The sequence below is a fragment of the Streptomyces sp. NPDC005438 genome (genome assembly GCF_040606315.1).
Lineage (GTDB): Bacteria > Actinomycetota > Actinomycetes > Streptomycetales > Streptomycetaceae > Streptomyces.
This window is the reverse complement of sequence record NZ_JBEXEP010000012.1, coordinates 111,471-126,362: the sequence shown is the minus strand read 5'-3', so window position 1 is coordinate 126,362 and position 14,892 is coordinate 111,471. Positions and strand designations below refer to the sequence as shown.

At 73.0% G+C, this 14,892-nt stretch carries 12 protein-coding genes; 3 read left to right on the top strand and 9 right to left on the bottom strand.

Going from position 1 to position 14,892, the window contains the following annotated elements:
* Positions 1 to 361 precede the first annotated feature (361 nt).
* From ABZT14_RS22710 to ABZT14_RS22700, 3 genes are read right to left on the bottom strand one after another with little or no spacing between them, the layout of a single operon-like run.
* Positions 362 to 1,288: an ATP-grasp domain-containing protein gene (locus tag ABZT14_RS22710; RefSeq protein ID WP_356305668.1), complete on the bottom strand. Its 927-nt coding sequence runs from the start codon at positions 1,286 to 1,288 to the stop codon at positions 362 to 364.
* Positions 1,285 to 2,997: a DUF885 domain-containing protein gene (locus tag ABZT14_RS22705; protein WP_356305666.1), complete on the bottom strand. Its 1,713-nt coding sequence runs from the start codon at positions 2,995 to 2,997 to the stop codon at positions 1,285 to 1,287. The genes ABZT14_RS22710 and ABZT14_RS22705 overlap by 4 nt, the downstream gene beginning before the upstream one ends.
* A 42-nt stretch (positions 2,998 to 3,039) precedes the next feature.
* A complete protein-coding gene (locus tag ABZT14_RS22700; protein WP_356305664.1) occupies positions 3,040 to 3,513 on the bottom strand; it encodes an Lrp/AsnC family transcriptional regulator in 474 nt (157 codons plus the stop codon).
* Between the two features lie 60 nt (positions 3,514 to 3,573).
* Between ABZT14_RS22700 and ABZT14_RS22695 the strand changes: the two genes are divergently transcribed.
* Positions 3,574 to 4,767 carry an aminotransferase class I/II-fold pyridoxal phosphate-dependent enzyme gene (locus tag ABZT14_RS22695; protein WP_356305662.1) on the top strand — a complete coding sequence of 398 codons (1,194 nt, stop codon included), beginning with the start codon at positions 3,574 to 3,576 and terminating at the stop codon, positions 4,765 to 4,767.
* Here ABZT14_RS22695 and ABZT14_RS22690 read toward each other — a convergent pair.
* From ABZT14_RS22690 to ABZT14_RS22670, 5 genes are all read right to left on the bottom strand, one after another.
* The gene (locus ABZT14_RS22690; protein WP_356305660.1) at positions 4,709 to 6,052 is read right to left on the bottom strand and encodes a GNAT family N-acetyltransferase; all 1,344 of its coding nucleotides are present in this window, start codon (positions 6,050 to 6,052) and stop codon (positions 4,709 to 4,711) included. The two genes, ABZT14_RS22695 and ABZT14_RS22690, sit on opposite strands and share 59 nt — an antisense overlap.
* A 138-nt stretch (positions 6,053 to 6,190) precedes the next feature.
* Complete coding sequence (locus ABZT14_RS22685; RefSeq protein ID WP_356305658.1) at positions 6,191 to 6,916, bottom strand: class I SAM-dependent methyltransferase; 726 nt, start codon at positions 6,914 to 6,916, stop codon at positions 6,191 to 6,193.
* A gap of 183 nt (positions 6,917 to 7,099) precedes the next feature.
* Positions 7,100 to 7,606 carry a DUF1990 domain-containing protein gene (locus ABZT14_RS22680; protein ID WP_356305656.1) on the bottom strand — a complete coding sequence of 169 codons (507 nt, stop codon included), beginning with the start codon at positions 7,604 to 7,606 and terminating at the stop codon, positions 7,100 to 7,102.
* Entirely contained in the window at positions 7,603 to 9,009 is a 1,407-nt protein-coding gene (locus tag ABZT14_RS22675) for an NAD(P)/FAD-dependent oxidoreductase (protein ID WP_356305654.1), read from the bottom strand. Before ABZT14_RS22675 ends, ABZT14_RS22680 begins: the two co-directional genes overlap by 4 nt.
* A gap of 56 nt (positions 9,010 to 9,065) precedes the next feature.
* Positions 9,066 to 10,670, bottom strand: a complete 1,605-nt coding sequence (locus ABZT14_RS22670; RefSeq protein WP_356305652.1) for an alkaline phosphatase D family protein — start codon at positions 10,668 to 10,670, stop codon at positions 9,066 to 9,068.
* Between the two features lie 244 nt (positions 10,671 to 10,914).
* Here ABZT14_RS22670 and ABZT14_RS22665 point away from each other — a divergent pair, with 244 nt between their 5' ends.
* Together ABZT14_RS22665 and ABZT14_RS22660 are read left to right on the top strand one after the other, a co-directional pair.
* Entirely contained in the window at positions 10,915 to 11,829 is a 915-nt protein-coding gene (locus tag ABZT14_RS22665) for an RNA polymerase sigma-70 factor (RefSeq protein WP_356305650.1), read from the top strand.
* Between the two features lie 206 nt (positions 11,830 to 12,035).
* On the top strand, positions 12,036 to 12,776 hold the full coding sequence (locus ABZT14_RS22660) for a GntR family transcriptional regulator (RefSeq protein ID WP_356305648.1): 741 nt from the start codon (positions 12,036 to 12,038) through the stop codon (positions 12,774 to 12,776).
* Positions 12,777 to 13,628: 852 nt separating this feature from the next.
* Here ABZT14_RS22660 and ABZT14_RS22655 read toward each other — a convergent pair.
* Entirely contained in the window at positions 13,629 to 14,891 is a 1,263-nt protein-coding gene (locus tag ABZT14_RS22655) for an XdhC family protein (RefSeq protein WP_356305646.1), read from the bottom strand.
* Between the last annotated feature and the right edge of the window lies 1 nt (position 14,892).

The following is a 14,892-nucleotide window of genomic DNA, read 5'->3' as shown; positions in this document are numbered from 1 at the left end:
CCCGGGGTGACCGACCAGGGGCCGACCGCGTCCCCGATACCGGGTTTCCGCGGTCTGCCGCACGGGACCGTGGCCGTCCGGCCCTCGTCGCCCACGACGTCCCGGACCGCCACAGCAAACGAACTCCGCACCCGTGCCCGGCAGTTCACGGTGACGTGACACGGCGCCACCACCCACCAGGGTGCCGTTCCGATCCGGGGAGGCCAGTGGCCGCGCTCTGGTGGCGTACGCCGACAGGGCACGGCGCGAACCCCGATGCGGCGCAGCGGTGACCGTAATCGCTGCGGCGACAAACCACGGGTGCGCCGGGCCCCGGGGTGAACCCGACACGTACGCCTCCCCGTGAGCCGGACGACCTCCCTCAGGCCGGCTCCTCGTCCCGTTCCTCGGCCGGGGCGAGGGAACGGGTGTGCTGGGCGAGCGCCTCGAACAGGGGACGGAGGTCCTCGGGGGAGGGGTTCTGGTCCTCGTCCCGGGGCAGGTCGCTGACCTGTCCGTCCCCCACCTCCACCACCCGCCACACCCCGTCGCGTCGCCACGCGAGGTCGGTGGTGACGAAGGGGCAGCCCAGCGCCTTCACGGCGTACCGCACCGGCGCGAGTCCGGGTGCCGGCTCCAGTGCGGGGGTGTCGGGGTGGGCGGTGACCAGCACCGGTTCCCCGGCCACCCACCACACCCGGGCCTCGCCGACCTCGGCGGAGAACTCCTCGAAGGCCCGCAGCACCACACCGCCGGTCAGGAACTCCTCCTGAAGCTCCACGAACCGGCCGACCACCCGGGCGACCTGCGCGGGGTCGGTCAGGTCGGGGAGGTAGCAGGCCTCGTCCCACTCGTGCTTGCGGGACTTCACGTAGTCCTTGACCAGGCCCGGCCCAGCGCCCAACTCGCGGGCCAGCGCGGCCAGTCCGGCCCCCTCCGGCACGGTGCCCTCGCTCCACACCGAGGCCGGGGTGAGGTCCTGGAAGGTGCCGTACCAGCCGGGGAGTTCGTGGGCCCGGCGGTAGCACTCCCCGTCGGTGTGCAACCGGACGCCCCGGTCGGCCAGCAGGGCGGACAGCTCCTGGTAACGGGGCGCGGGAACCATCCAGCCCCGGTACCAGGCGAGGTGTTCCCCGGCCGGCAGCCGGGGCAGGGCGCGCCGCCCCTCGCCGGCCAGCAACGCGTCGTGGTCCAACAGGCCGACGTTCCAACCGAGTTCACGCGCCAGCCGGGCCTCGACGGCGAACCGTGGATCCGCCCTCCGAGGGGAGAGCGGATCCACGGGGCACAGCAGAAGGGGAACCGTCACAGCGCCGACAGTTCCTCGACCAGGTCGTCCAGCCCCAGCGATCCCTGGGAGAGGGCGGCCATGTGCCAGGCCTTGGCGTCGAAGTCGGCGCCGTGCGCCCGCTGCGCGGCGGCCCGGCCGGTGAGCCAGGCGCGCTCGCCGAGCTTGTAGCCGATGGCCTGCCCGGGCATCCCGAGGTAGCGGACCATCTCGCTCTCCACGAACTCCGCCGGCCGGCCGCTGTGCATTCCGAAGAACCGCTGCGCCAGCTGGGGAGTCCACCGCTCACCGGGGTGGAAGGGGGACCCGTCCGGGATGGCCAGTTCCAGGTGCATCCCGATGTCCACGATGACCCGGACCGCGCGCATCATCTGGGCGTCCAGGTAGCCCAGCCGCAGTTCCGGGTCGCCGAGGAAGCCCAGCTCGTCCATCAGTCGCTCGGCGTACAGCGCCCAGCCCTCCAGGTTGGCGCTGATGCCGCCGACGGAGGTCTGGTAGCGGGACAGCTGGTCGGCGACGTGGGTCCACTGCGCCAGCTGGAGGTGATGGCCGGGAACGCCCTCGTGGTACCAGGTGGTCACCAGGTCGTAGATCGGGAAGCGGGTCTCGCCCATGGTCGGCAGCCAGGTGCGGCCCGGGCGGGAGAAGTCCAGCGAGGGCTGGGTGTAGTAGGGGGCGGCGGCGCTGCCGGGCGGGGCGATCATCGACTCCACCCGCTTGACCCGGTCCGCCAGGTCGAAGTGGGTGCCGTCCAGGGAGCTGATGGCCTCGTCCATCAGTTCCTGCAACCAGACCCGCACCTCCTCGACGCCCTCGACCGCCTTGCCGTGGGTGTCCAGGTGCGCCAGCACCTCCCAGGGGTTGGCGGCGCCGGGAAGGATGCGCTCGCCCTCCAGGCGCATCTCGGCGATCAGCCGGTGGAACTCCGACCAGCCGTACGCGTAGGCCTCCTCCAGGTCCATGGAGGTGCCGTTCCAGTAGCGGGCGAAGCGGGCGTACCGCTCGCGGCCCACCGGGTCCGGGGCGTCGGCCACCCGGGGCGCGTACTCCGCGCGCATCCAGTCACGGAGTTCGGCGATCGCCTGGGAGGCGCCACCCGCAGCCCGGCGCAGGTCCTGGGCCAGCGCCGGGCTGTCCGGGGCGGCGGACTCGGCGGGCTGGACGAAGTCCTCGAACCAGCCCTTGCCGGACCCTCCCGCCCCCAGCCACTCGTCGAACTGGCCCAGCACGGTGGTCACCTGCCGGGGGCCGGCCGGCAGGTCGCGGGCCAGGCCCAGTTCCAGGCTGGCGCGGTACTGGGACAGGGCCTCGGGCACCCGGTCCAGCCGGCGGGCGATCACCGCCCAGTCCTCGGCGCTGTCGGTGGGGAGCAGGGTGAAGGAGTCCCGGATGGAGTGCACGGGGGAGTGGAGGTTGCTGACCTCCCGCAGGTGCTCCTGCGCGTCGAACACGTCCAGTTCCGCCTGGAGCCGCTCCCGCAACAGCCGCGCACAGCGGCGTTCCTGGGTGGCCTCCGCACCGGGGAGCCGTTCGGACTCCTCCAGCCGGCGGAGGGTGCGTCGGTTCAACTCCGCGAGGGCGGCACGCCCTTCGGGAGACACGTCGCTCAACTTGTCGTAGCTCTCCGGCAGACCGAGGTACGTGCCGGTCAGGGGATCCTGCTCGACCAGCTCGTCCACATAGCTGTCGGCCACCTGTCGGGGGAGAGCGTTGCTCTTGGGGTCGGACATGTGGTCATCCTCCACCGTGTTGCCCCGCCGCGTCACGCGCTTTCACCCTGGCGGCAACAACGGACCGCAGGACCACTCCTGGAAGATCAGCCGGGTCTCCACCCGGGCCACCTCCCGCCGGGAGGTGAACTCGTCCAGCACCAGCCGCTGGAGGTCGGCGGTACCCGCGACCGCCACGTGGACCAGGTAGTCGTCCGGGCCGGTGAGGTGGAACAGCGCCCGGGACTCCGGCAGCGCCCGGATACGTTCCACGAACGGGCCGATCAGCTCCCGCCGGTGGGGGCGCACCTGCACCAGCAGCAGCGCCTCCAACGCCCGCCCCAACCGGGCCGGGTCCAGGCGCAGTTGGTGGCCCAGGATGATCCCCGACCTCCGCAGCCGGCCCACCCGGTCCAGACAGGTGGACGGGGCGACGCCCACCGCCGTGGCCAGCTCCCGGTACGTCATCCGGGCGTCGTTCTGCAGAAGCCGCAGGATCTCCAGATCCACCGAATCCAGAGCGGGCGTCTCCATCATGCGGCGAACGTAACACGGGGTTTCTCCCCTTTGGCCCGCGCACTGTTCAGCATCGTGGTCATGGAGACCACACCCTCGGCGGTGACCCCGCCACGTGCCCTGGCGACCGAGGCCGTCCACGCCGGCCGTGAGGACCTCGCGGCCCTGGGCGTGCACGCCACCCCGCTTGACCTGTCCACCACCTATCCCAGTGCCGACAGCCGCGCGGAGGCGGCCCGGCTGGACGAGTTCGCCGCCACCGGCGCCCGGTTGAGCGGCCCGCCGGTGTACGGACGGCTGGACAACCCGACCGTGGCCCGCTTCGAGGAGGCGCTCGCCCGGCTGGAGGGGGCCGAGGCCGCCGTGGCCTTCGCCAGCGGGATGGCCGCCCTCTCCGCGATGCTGCTGGTCCGCGCCTCGGCGGGGCTGCGGCACGTGGTGGCGGTCCGGCCGTTGTACGGGTGCAGCGACCATCTGCTGAACAGCGGACTGCTGGGCACCGAGGTCACCTGGGTGGACCCGGCAGGCATCGAGGAGGCCATCCGCCCGGACACCGGGCTGGTGATGGTGGAGTCGCCGGCCAACCCGACCCTGGCCGAGCTGGACCTGAGGGCGCTGGCCCACTCCTGCGGCACCGTTCCGCTGCTGGCCGACAACACCTTCGCCACCCCGGTGCTCCAGCGCCCCCTGGAGTCGGGTGCCCGGGTGGTGCTGCACAGCGCCACCAAGTACCTCGGGGGACACGGCGACGTACTGGGCGGGGTGATCGCCTGCGACGAGGCCACCGCCCGGCAACTGCGCCAGATCCGGTTCGCCACCGGCGGCGTACTGCACCCGCTGGCCGGCTACCTGCTGCTGCGCGGCCTGTCCACCCTGCCGGTACGGGTACGGGCGCAGTCCGCGACCGCCGCCGAGCTGGCCCGTCGGCTGGGCGAGGACCCCCGCGTCCGGCGGGTGCACTACCCCCGGCTGGGCGGTGCCATGGTCGCCTTCGAGGTGGTGGACGACCCCCACGAGGTGATCGCCTCGGTACGGCTGATCACCCCGGCGGTCAGCCTCGGCAGCGTGGACAGCCTGATCCAGCACCCCGGGTCCATCAGCCACCGCATCGTGGACGAGCGGGACCGGCGGTCCGGTGGCATCAGCGACCGGCTGCTGAGGATGTCGGTGGGCCTGGAGGACGTGGAGGACCTGTGGTCCGACCTGGACGCCGCGCTCAGCGGCCGTCCACGGGAACGGGCCGCGACGCCGGCAGTCGGGACAGCCGCGCGGTGACCACCACGGTGCCCTCCTCGACCTGGTAGTCCAGGGCCAGGCCCAGCCCCCGCATGGTCGCGATCATGCCCGAGTTGGACGCCTGGGTGACCGCGTAGACGGTCTCGCACCCGGTCTCGGTGGCCAGTTCCACCAACTGTTCCAGGAGGGCACCGCCCACTCCCCGACGCTGCCAGTGGTCCGCGACCAGGAGCGCCACCTCGGTCTCGGTCCCGTCCCACAACAGGTGCCCCAGTGCGACCAGTTGGCCCTCGGGGGTCTCGGCGGCGAGGGTGCGGCCGAACCGGGGGGACAGCAGGTGGGTCAGCAGCCGGTCGGCGCTCTGGCTGTCGACCATCGGCCCGTGGTACCGCAGCCGCAGGGTCTCGGGGGAGCACCGCTGGTGGAGGGCGCGTACCGCCGCCAGGTCCCGGAGGTCGGCCCTGCGCAGGGTCAGTGGCCGCCCCCGGGAGTCCGTGACCCGACGCGTACCGGTCGGGGCGGCGGACCGCGCCTGGCGCAGTCGCCCGTCGAGTTCCACCAGGCCACGGGCGCGGGCGAACTCGGTGGGGGTGAACGGGAGTTGGGGGCGGCTGAGCAACAGCACCCCACCGGCCGGGTCGGGCAGCCGCAGCTCGGTGGTGCCGAGCTGCCCGTGTTCCGCCTCCCGGGGCAGCCGCGCGTCCGGCAGGGAACGCACCGTGCAGCGGCCCAGCAACCGCCGTAGCGCCAGGGGCAGTTCGGCGCCGTCGGCCGCCGTGCGGGTGGCCAGCTCCAGCACCCGTACCGGGGTGTCGACCAGATCGTGGGTGTCGGCCCGCTCCAGCCAGGTGTCCCGGCCACCGGCCCGTCGTACCAGGGCGCGAAGCTCCTCGGTGCCGAGGGCCGCCGGGGCGCGGAGTACGAACTCGTCGACCGTGTGGTCACCGAGCGGGTGGGTCTGGAGCGACAGTACGTCGATCCGCTGGTCGGCCAGCGCCCCGCACAGCGCCGCCAGCGAGCCCGGCTGGTCCCGCACCGTGGTGCGCGTCCGCCACAGCACGGGTTCCGCCGCGGCCGGCTGCCGCTCGGCCGGAGGCGTCTCCCGCCGTGGTGCGGTCGCTCCCGGGTTCGGCTCGTCCGTCGTCGCCATGCCCCGGCGCCAGCTGGCCATCGCCAGCGTCAGCGCCAGTGCCACCGCGCACAGCAGCGCCGGCCACCACAGGTGGGCCAGCAGTGCCGCGCCGGACAGGGCGCCGAACACCACCGAAAGGGCACCCAGCGTCTGGGCGACGGTCGGACGGTGACGGGTACGGATCGCGCTCATGGCCCCACTGTCGACGATCAGCGTTGCCCCATCACGAACTTCCTGTGTCGGAGGAGTTAAACCGTCTTGGGGTGCTGGTACCGCTTTGTCCGTACGCGGCCCCGTGCCCCGCGTCTCCGGGGGGCGCGTCTCCCCGGCTCACGGTCGCCGTGCCAGGAAGACGAACTCCTTCCCGGGCCGGTCGGGGGCCTCGCGGACCTCCTCCACCACGTAGCCGTGGGCGAGAAGGTCCTCCTCCACCTCCCGCCGCTGCCGGAAGCGCAGGGTCGACTCGGAGGTGAGCGTCCGCCCGTCGGAGGGGAAGACGTAGGTACCCCGGAAGGTCACCAACGGCCCCGCGACCTCCACCAGTTCCAGCCAGGTCTCCACCGGGCCGACGCCGGACACCTCGGTCACCCGGTGGGTGGCCGCGCGGTTCCACTCCTCCCAGGCGCGCCGGGCCGGGTCACGGGTCTCGAAGACCAGGAGCCCACCGGGGGCCAGCGCCCGGTGGGCTCCTCGTAGCGTCTCGTGCCAGGCCGTCGGGTCGACGACGGCCTGGGCGACGTTCCCGGTCATGGTCGCCAGGTCGACCTCCACCGGCGGCAGGGCGATGGCGTCGCCGTGGATCCAGCGCACCCGGTCGGCTCCCGGCTTGGCGCGGGCGACCTCCAGGGAGGCCCGGGCGGGGTCGAGGCCCACGACCTCGACGTCCCGTTCGGCGAGGAGCAGGGCGAACACCCCGGTGCCGCAGCCGATGTCCAGGACCCTTTCCGCACCGGACGCGCGGGCCAGCCGCAGATAGGCGTCCAGGTCTCCCCGGTCCGGGTCCAACGGGTCGTAGAGGGGGGCGAGGTGGGGATCACCGAAGCAGGCGTCGACCATGTCGGCGAAGGTACGGAAGGCGCGGGGCGGGCGGCCACCGGATTTCCCCGGCCGGCAGCGCACCGCCCCCGCCCGGGGCGCTGTTGTCAGCGGGGGCGTGTCCCGCCCACGTGATCACGTGCCCTCCTCGGCTGGTGACCTGAGGCGGCGGGAAAGGCCGGGTAAGCGCACCGGCGCACCGGCTCAGCCCACCAGCCGTCGCAGGGCCCGCCCGCACCGTCGGGCGTAGAGCCGCTGGTACAGGGGCACCAGGGGGCCCGCCCACCGGGTCCACCACAGGGCGGGCCGGGAGAACGCGGTGACCGTCAGCCACACCCGGCCGTCCGGTGAGCGGCTCACCACGAAGGCCTCCTCGCCGTGCTCGGGGTGGCCGGGCAGGGTGCCGTAGCCGAAACCGACGCGTTCCGGTTCCCGCAGCCACCACACCACCTGGCAGCGTCCGTGGACGCGCAGGCCCAGCAGGGGCACCCCGACCCGCACCACACATCCCGGTTCGGCCTGTGGTCGGTCGGCCTCGATGGTCACGCCCATGGCGCGGTGCATCCGCCACTCCAGTACGGCGCGGCCCGCCTCCCGCAGCGTCCGATCTCCCTCGCCCACCGGGAGTCGTACCCTCAACCAGCGGTAGCCGGGCGGGAGTTCGCCGGTGAGGGTGGCCCCGGTCTCGGGGTAGGTCAGTGGTTCGCTCACCCGGACGACACCAGGTCGTCCAACGCGTCCTCGACGCCCCGGTGGAAGGTCGGATAGGCGAAGGGCAGGTCACGGAGCAGTTCGACGGGCAGCTCGGCCCGTACCGCGACCGCCAGCCCGTACAGCACCTCGCCTCCCATCGGGCCCATGCTGGTGGCGCCCACCAGCAGCCCCCGGTCGGCGTCCGCGACCAGTTTGATCAGCCCCTCGTTGCCGGTCCGGTGGATCCAGCCCCGGGCCACGCTGGGCAGGTCGGCGCTGCCGGTACGTACGTCCAGCCCCCGGTCCCGGGCCTGCCTCTCGGTCAGGCCCACCGCGCCCACCTCCGGGTCGCAGAAGGTCACCCGGGGCGCGGCCCGGTAGTCGGCCGGCGGGCCGTCCTGGCCCAGCAGGGTGCGTACCGCGATGTCGGCCTGGTAGAGCGCCATGTGGGTGAAGCCGCCGTGCTCGGTGACGTCGCCCACCGCCCACAGCCCGTCCCCGGCGCGCATCCGCCCGTCGGTCTCCAGCAACCGGGTCTCGGGGTCCAGGCCCACGGTCTCCAGGCCGACGTCCGCCAGCCGCGCCCGTCGACCGGTGGCCACCAACAGCCGGTCGGCGACCAGCCGTTCACCGTTGTCCAGGGTGAGCGCGAAGGCCTTGCCGTCATGCTCCACCCCGACCGCCCTGGACCCGGTACGGACCTCGATCCGCTCCTCCCGGAGCACCTCCTCCAGTACCGCCCCCACCTCCGGCTCCTCCGCCGGCAGCAGGCTAGGGGCGGACTCCACCACGGTGGTGGAGGTGCCGAACCGGGCGAAGGCCTGGGCCAGTTCCACCCCGATCGCCCCTCCGCCCAGGACCAGCAGGGAACCGGGGGGAGTGGTGGCCGACACCGCCTGCCGGTTGGTCCAGTACGGGGTGTCCCGCAGTCCGGGGACCGGGGGGACGGCCGGCTCGGTACCGGTGGCCAGCACCACCCCGTGCCGGGCGGCCAGGGTCCGCTCGCCCACCCGTACCCGGCCGGGCCCGACCAGCCGGCCACGGCCGCGCAGCAGACGCCCGCCCTTGCCACGGAACCGGTCGGCGGCGATCTGGTCGTCCCAGTCGGTGGTCGCCTCCTCGCGGATACGGGTGGCCACCGGCTCCCAGTCGGAGTACACCCGCGCCGTTCCGGCCAGCTGCCCCACCCGATGGGCCTCGGCCAGCGCGTTGCCGGCCCGGATCATCATCTTGCTGGGCACGCACGCCCAGTACGGGCACTCGCCCCCGACCAGTTCGGCCTCCACCCCGACCACGTCCCAGCCGGCCTCGGCCAGCGAACCGGCGACCTGCTCGCCCCCGGGCCCCATGCCCAGGACCACGACGTCCACCTCTTCGGTGCCCGCCCCGCCGGGGGAGGGGCCCGTGTGCTGTGCGGTCATAGCTGCGACGGTACGGCGCCCGGGGGGAACTCACATCACGAGCGGCTACGCCGGGGTCAGCCGGCCAGCTGACCCACCCTGCCCGGCTTCAGTACGCGGGTGAACAGCACCTCGCCGCCCTCGGCCCGCAGCCGTACGGTCAGCTCCCCGCTGTCACCGTCGATGTCGATCTGACCGAAGTACTGGTTGCCGTCCTCGGGCGGGGTGTTGGCCTCGGTGGGCGCCTTGACGAAGGGCTGGGTCGGGCCGAAGGTGCCGTCCATCTTGAGCGCCGGGAAGCCGCCGGCCATCATCGGCCCGGAGATGAACTCCCAGAACGGTGCGAAGTCCTTGAAGCCGGCCCGTTCGGGGGAGTAGTGCTGGGCCGAGGTGTAGTGCACGTCGGTGGTCAGCCACAGGGTGCCGGTGATCCGGCGGTGCTTGATGTGCCGCAGCAACTCGGCGATCTGTAGTTCCCGGCCCAGCGGGGCACCGGGGTCGCCCTGGGCCACCGCCTCCACGTCGGTGTCGCCGTCCGGCACCACCAGGCCGATCGGCATGTCCGAGGCGATCACCTTCCACACCGCCTGGGAACGGGACAACTCCCGCTTGAGCCAGCGCAGTTGCCGCTCGCCCAGGATGCCCTGCGGGTCCTTGGGCTGGGTGCCGGGGGAGTTGCGGTTGCGGTACTGCCGCATGTCCAGCACGAACACGTCCAGCAGGGGACCGTGCCGCACCACCCGGTACACCCGCCCGTCCTCGTCCCCCGGGGGCAGGGTGTCCACCGGGAAGTACTCGCTGAACGCCCTGCGGGCCCGGGCGGCCAGGGTGCTGACGTTCTTCTCGGTGTACCGCTCGTCGTCCAGGATCTCGCCCGGGTACCAGTTGTTGAGCACCTCGTGGTCGTCCCACTGGGCCACGATCGGCACCTGGGCGTTGAACGCGCGGAGGTGGTCGTCGATCAGGTTGTACCGGAAGTTGCCCCGGAACTCGGCCAGGGTCTCGGCCACCTTGGCCTTCTCCTCGACGGTGATGTTCCGCCAGGTCGACCCGTCCGGCAGCTCCACGGTCGCCGACAGCGGGGAGTCGGCGTAGATGGTGTCCCCGCTGTGCAGGAAGAAGTCCGGGTTCAGGGAGCGCATCTCCCGGAAGATGGTGTAGCCGCCCCGGTCCGGGTTGATGCCCCAGCCCTGTCCCGCCAGGTCACCGGACCACAGGAACCGCAGGCTCTCGCGCCGCCCACTGGGGGCGGTGCGGAAGGTGCCCTCGACCGGACGGGAGGAGCGGCGGGGGTCGCGCGGGTCGTGCAGGGTCACCCGGTAGTGGACCTGCTCGCCCGAGGGCAGCCCCCGCAGCGCGGTACGCCCGGTGAAGTCCGTACCCGGGCCCACCACCGGCCCGACCCAGCGGCGGGGGTCGCGGAACGACTCGGTGGCGGAGGTCTCCACCACCATCCGCGCGGTCCGGTCCGAGCGCACCCACACCAGCCCGGAGGAGGCGGTCACGTCTCCGACCTGCACCCCCCAGCGGGCCTCCGGCCGGCCCGCACGGGCCTGCGCGGGCGCGGCGCCCGAGAGCGTCGGCATGGCCACGGCGGCACCGCCGAGCAGCGAGCCCCGCAGCACGGTACGGCGCAGGACGCCGCCGTCCGACGGTTCGGAGTGGGGGGTGCCGTGACTCATCCAGGACCTCCGTGGGTGCGAGCGGTACGACGGTGCGGCCATCGGGCGTTGGAGGGTGCGGGCCGGCGCACCACGACCCGCACCCTCAGACGCCGGATGCCGGCCGTGAAGTTCCGTGCCACACCTGCCCGTTACGTTAGAGCCGTGACGCCCGCTGGCAAGCCCCGGCGGCCTCCGACACGAGGGCGGCGCGGAGTGGGCCCGGGCCCACCCTCGCCTCGCGCTCCCGGACACGGGTGCGAGGATGGGTCACGTGGTAGCGCACAGCGACTCCGATCAGCGGGCGACCGACATCTTCGAGCGTCACCGCCCCATGCTCCAGGGGGTCGCCTACCGGATGCTCGGCCGGGTGATGGACGCCGAGGACGTGGTGCAGGAGGCGTGGATCCGCTGGCACGGCGTGGACCGTGACCAGGTCCGTGAACCGGCCGCCTACCTGGTGCGGATCACCACCCGCCTCGCCCTGGACCGGCTCGACCAGGCGCAGTACCGCCGGGAGACCTACGTCGGCCCCTGGCTCCCGGACCCCCTGGAGACCGACCTGCTGGGGGAGCCGGTACCGGACACCGCCGAGCGGATCACCCTCGCCGAGTCGGTGTCGGTGGCCGTACTGGTCGTCCTGGAGTCGCTGTCGCCCCTGGAGCGGGCGGTGTTCGTCCTGAGGGAGGCCTTCGCCTACCCCTACGCGGAGATCGCCGAGATCCTGGAGCGCAGCGAGTCCGCCGTACGGCAGCTCGCCCGCAGGGCGCGCGCCCACGTGGACGAGCACCGGCCCCGCTTCGACGCCGACCCCGGGGAACGGCGCGAACTGACCGAACGCTTCCTGGCCGCGACGGTCAACGGTGACCTCCAGGGGCTGCTGGCCGTACTCGCCCCGGACGCCCGTCTGGTCGGGGACAGCGGGGGCAAGGCCAAGGCGCCGCGTCGCGTGCTGCACTCCGCCGACAAGGTCGCCCGGTTCCTCGCCGCCGTCGGAACCAACCCGCTGCCCGACCCCACGGTCCTGCTACGGGAGGTCAACGGTGCCCCCGGCGTGGTCATCCTCTCCGAGGGCCGGCCGGACTCGGTGTTCCAGCTGGAGGTCGAGGACGGGCTGGTACGCACCGTCTACATCATGCGGAACCCGGAACGGCTGGCGCACCTGACCCCCCTGACGTAGGGGCCGCGACCAGCCGGCGGCAGCCGTACCACCACCGCGTTCTCTCCTTCCTCACCCGTGTCCGTGGCGTGCGGGCACCACTGGATCCCGGTCCTTGGTCTTGACCAATTTCGTGGGGCGTCCTAGGGTCACTGCTATTCCTTAACAAGGTTTGAGAAATAAGCCCACGGCGATGGCCGTACCCACCGAGTGTGCGTGGAGGCAAGGTGGCGACGACACAGGCGGCTGCCCTCCCGGAGCCCAAGTACTGGCATCTGAAGACCGTTCTCCTCCAGGCACTGGACGAGGAGTTCACCGTCGGCGAGATCCTCCCCAACGAGCGGGAACTCGCCGCCCGGTTCGGCGTCGCCCGGGCCACCCTCCGACAGGCCCTGGAGCAACTGGAGTTGGAGGGCCGACTGCAACGCCGCCGTGGAGTGGGCACCACCGTCGCCCCGCCCCGGGTGCGGGTGGACGTCGGCTCCCCGCAGGCCCAGTGGCCCGGGCCCCAGGACGCCTCCTGGCGGATCGAGGGCAGCGAGCGGAGCCCCTGGCCCAGCCAGGTGGCCAGACTGTTCGCCCCCGGCTGGGACCACGGCCCGGCGGTACGCCGCACCCGGGGGCAGTCGACCGAGGGCGTGGCGCCCCGGTCACCGGACGCCCCGGTGGTGGCGACCGAGGTCCTCTACGTACCCGAGGAACTCACGGCCGGCGCCACCGACGGTGCCGCCCTGCTCTCCGCCCTGGACCGGTTGCCGTTGGACGGCCAGGAACGGGACGTCGAACTGGGTTCGGCACCGGCGCAGGACGCCCGGCTGCTGGACCGGCTGCCCGGCGCCCCGGTGCTGATCGTCACCACCCGCTACCTCAGCGGGGGCCGCACCGCCGCCGTGTCGGTGGCCACCTACCGCGCCGACACCTGCCGGCTCACCTTCGGGGACGCCGACCCGGTGACCGTCAACGGCTAGGGCGCCTCTTTCGGATCTTGGTTGGGGTCGCACGCTGCTGCCCGCTCATGTATCGGCGGGATGCACGAAGCCGAGGTGAGTGGCCAGGTGTGGAGAGACGAGGTCCGAGCGCGTCCGACGGCTGAGCGGAACCGAAACGCTCTGGCCCGGCTCGTCGAGGCGGACGCGGATCCTTTCGAGCTTGCTTGAGCGGTGGTGCCCGGAAACAGGCACGCCCGGTTCCGAGGGGGCCGGGTCATGGCGACATGACCCGGCTACCCGACCAGCGGCACGGCCTGGCCACTCGCTCCGACAAGACCGCCACCCTCTACCTCGCCGCACTCCACGTCGTTGCCGTCTTCATCTGGTCGGCGAGGTGATCCGAACGACATGACCCAGCCAGGGCGTGTGGTGTGGATCTTGAGGGGTCAGTGAGCGCGTTCGGACGCCGTGCGCCGCGGGACGGCGCGAGGCGGAGGAAGAAGCCGAAGCGACGCCTGGCCGACTGACACCGCCTGAGGTCAGCGCCGCGAGGCGCGGTGTACGCGGACCTCTCCGTGGTCCGCACCGCGCGCCCTGGTGACCCGAGTCCCACCGTTGTCGGTAACTGATGTTCGGTGGGCGGTACTTGAGGGGCGGGTGCGTCGCCGCTCGACGGCGCGGGGGTCGCCCTCGCGGGTGCCGACCACGCCAACCCGGGGGCGTGTCCGAGGCGGGGACGTGGGTTCGCGGGACGAGCGGTCCCGGGGTGGCGTGACCCGACTCCGACCAGGAAGGGGGCCAAGTACCCGCTGTGCGGGGCCATTCGGTGTGGCGGTGCGGTCAGGGTGTCACGGCGTCGCCCCCCGAAGGGCGACATCGGCGAGGATGGGATCACGCGGCGGTCGGCGCTCTGCGGGACGTGACGCCCTCGGCCCGCTCGTCGCGGTGCAGCGGCTCGTCGGTGTCACTGAGCGGTACTCCCGAGCCGCCGTGTCGCAGCGCCACGATCTCACCGACTATGGACAGCGCGGTCTCCTCGGGAGAACGAGCCCCCAGATCCAGGCCGATCGGCGAGCGCAGCCGGGACATCTCCGTCTCCGACACCCCCGCCAGACGCAGCCGCTCCAACCGCGAGCGGTGGGTGCGCCGGGAACCCATCGCTCCGACGTACTCCACCCGCAGCCGCAGTGCCCGAAGCAGCAAGGGCACGTCGAACTTCTCGTCGTGGGTGAGTACGCACACGGCGGTCCGCTCGTCCAGTCGCCCGGCGGCGTGCTCCCGATCCAGGTAGCGGTGCGGCCAGTCGACCACCACCTCGTCCGCCTCGGGGAAGCGTTGCGGGGTGGCGAACACCTCACGGGCATCGCACACCGTGACCCGGTAGCCGAGGAAGGCGCCGGCCCGTGCCACCGCCGCGGCGAAGTCCACCGCCCCGAAGACCAGCATCCTCGGCGGTGGCAACCGCGTCTCCACGAACAGGGTGACCGGCTCCCCACACGGCCCGCCTTCGGTACCGGCGCCCGCCGTGCCCAGGCGTACGGTGGCGCAACCGCCCGTGAGCAGGCGCGCCTTGGCCGCCGCGCGGGCGGCACGGTCCAGCTCCGGTGACCCACCGAGGGTGCCGTACGGGTGGCCGTCTCCCGTGACCGACAGGGCGGCGCCGCGCAGCTGTGGTGGACCGGACACCACCCGGACCAGAGCCGTGGGGCGGCCCTCGTCCCCGTCGGACAGCGCGCGGCTCACCGCCGTCGCCGGGTCGGGTGGCAGGGCGGTGGACCGCCCGTTCGGTAGGGCTGGGCGGGGGGACCGGACGACCGGCGGGTGGGCGGGCCCGCTTCTCCTGGCGGGGACGGGGGTGACGAGTACCTCCAACTCCCCGCCACAGCTGAGCCCGGTGGCGAACGGGTCGTCAGGGTCGTATCCGAACACCACGGTCCGCGTTTCGCCCGAGGCCGTCGCCTGCTCGCACAAGGCGTACACCTCCGCCTCCACGCAGCCACCGGACACACTGCCCAGCACCGTGCCCTCGGCGTCCACCGCCAGTGCCGCGCCGGGTGGCCGTGGGGCGCTGCCGCGTACCGCGACCACCGTGGCCACGGCGAAGGCGCGGCCTTCCTGGCTCCAGCGGTTCAGTTCGGCGGAGAGTTCCAGCATC

What these genes read in the sequence shown, in the direction of transcription:
- ABZT14_RS22705 (WP_356305666.1), bottom strand. Translation starts at nt 2,997, where the DNA reads ATGTCCGACCCCAAGAGCAACGCTCTCCCCCGACAGGTGGCCGACAGC.
- ABZT14_RS22700 (WP_356305664.1), bottom strand. Translation starts at nt 3,513, where the DNA reads ATGATGGAGACGCCCGCTCTGGATTCGGTGGATCTGGAGATCCTGCGG.
- ABZT14_RS22695 (WP_356305662.1), top strand. Translation starts at nt 3,574, where the DNA reads ATGGAGACCACACCCTCGGCGGTGACCCCGCCACGTGCCCTGGCGACC.
- ABZT14_RS22690 (WP_356305660.1), bottom strand. Translation starts at nt 6,052, where the DNA reads ATGAGCGCGATCCGTACCCGTCACCGTCCGACCGTCGCCCAGACGCTG.
- ABZT14_RS22685 (WP_356305658.1), bottom strand. Translation starts at nt 6,916, where the DNA reads ATGGTCGACGCCTGCTTCGGTGATCCCCACCTCGCCCCCCTCTACGAC.
- ABZT14_RS22675 (WP_356305654.1), bottom strand. Translation starts at nt 9,009, where the DNA reads ATGACCGCACAGCACACGGGCCCCTCCCCCGGCGGGGCGGGCACCGAA.
- ABZT14_RS22670 (WP_356305652.1), bottom strand. Translation starts at nt 10,670, where the DNA reads ATGAGTCACGGCACCCCCCACTCCGAACCGTCGGACGGCGGCGTCCTG.
- ABZT14_RS22665 (WP_356305650.1), top strand. Translation starts at nt 10,915, where the DNA reads ATGGGTCACGTGGTAGCGCACAGCGACTCCGATCAGCGGGCGACCGAC.
- ABZT14_RS22655 (WP_356305646.1), bottom strand. Translation starts at nt 14,891, where the DNA reads ATGCTGGAACTCTCCGCCGAACTGAACCGCTGGAGCCAGGAAGGCCGC.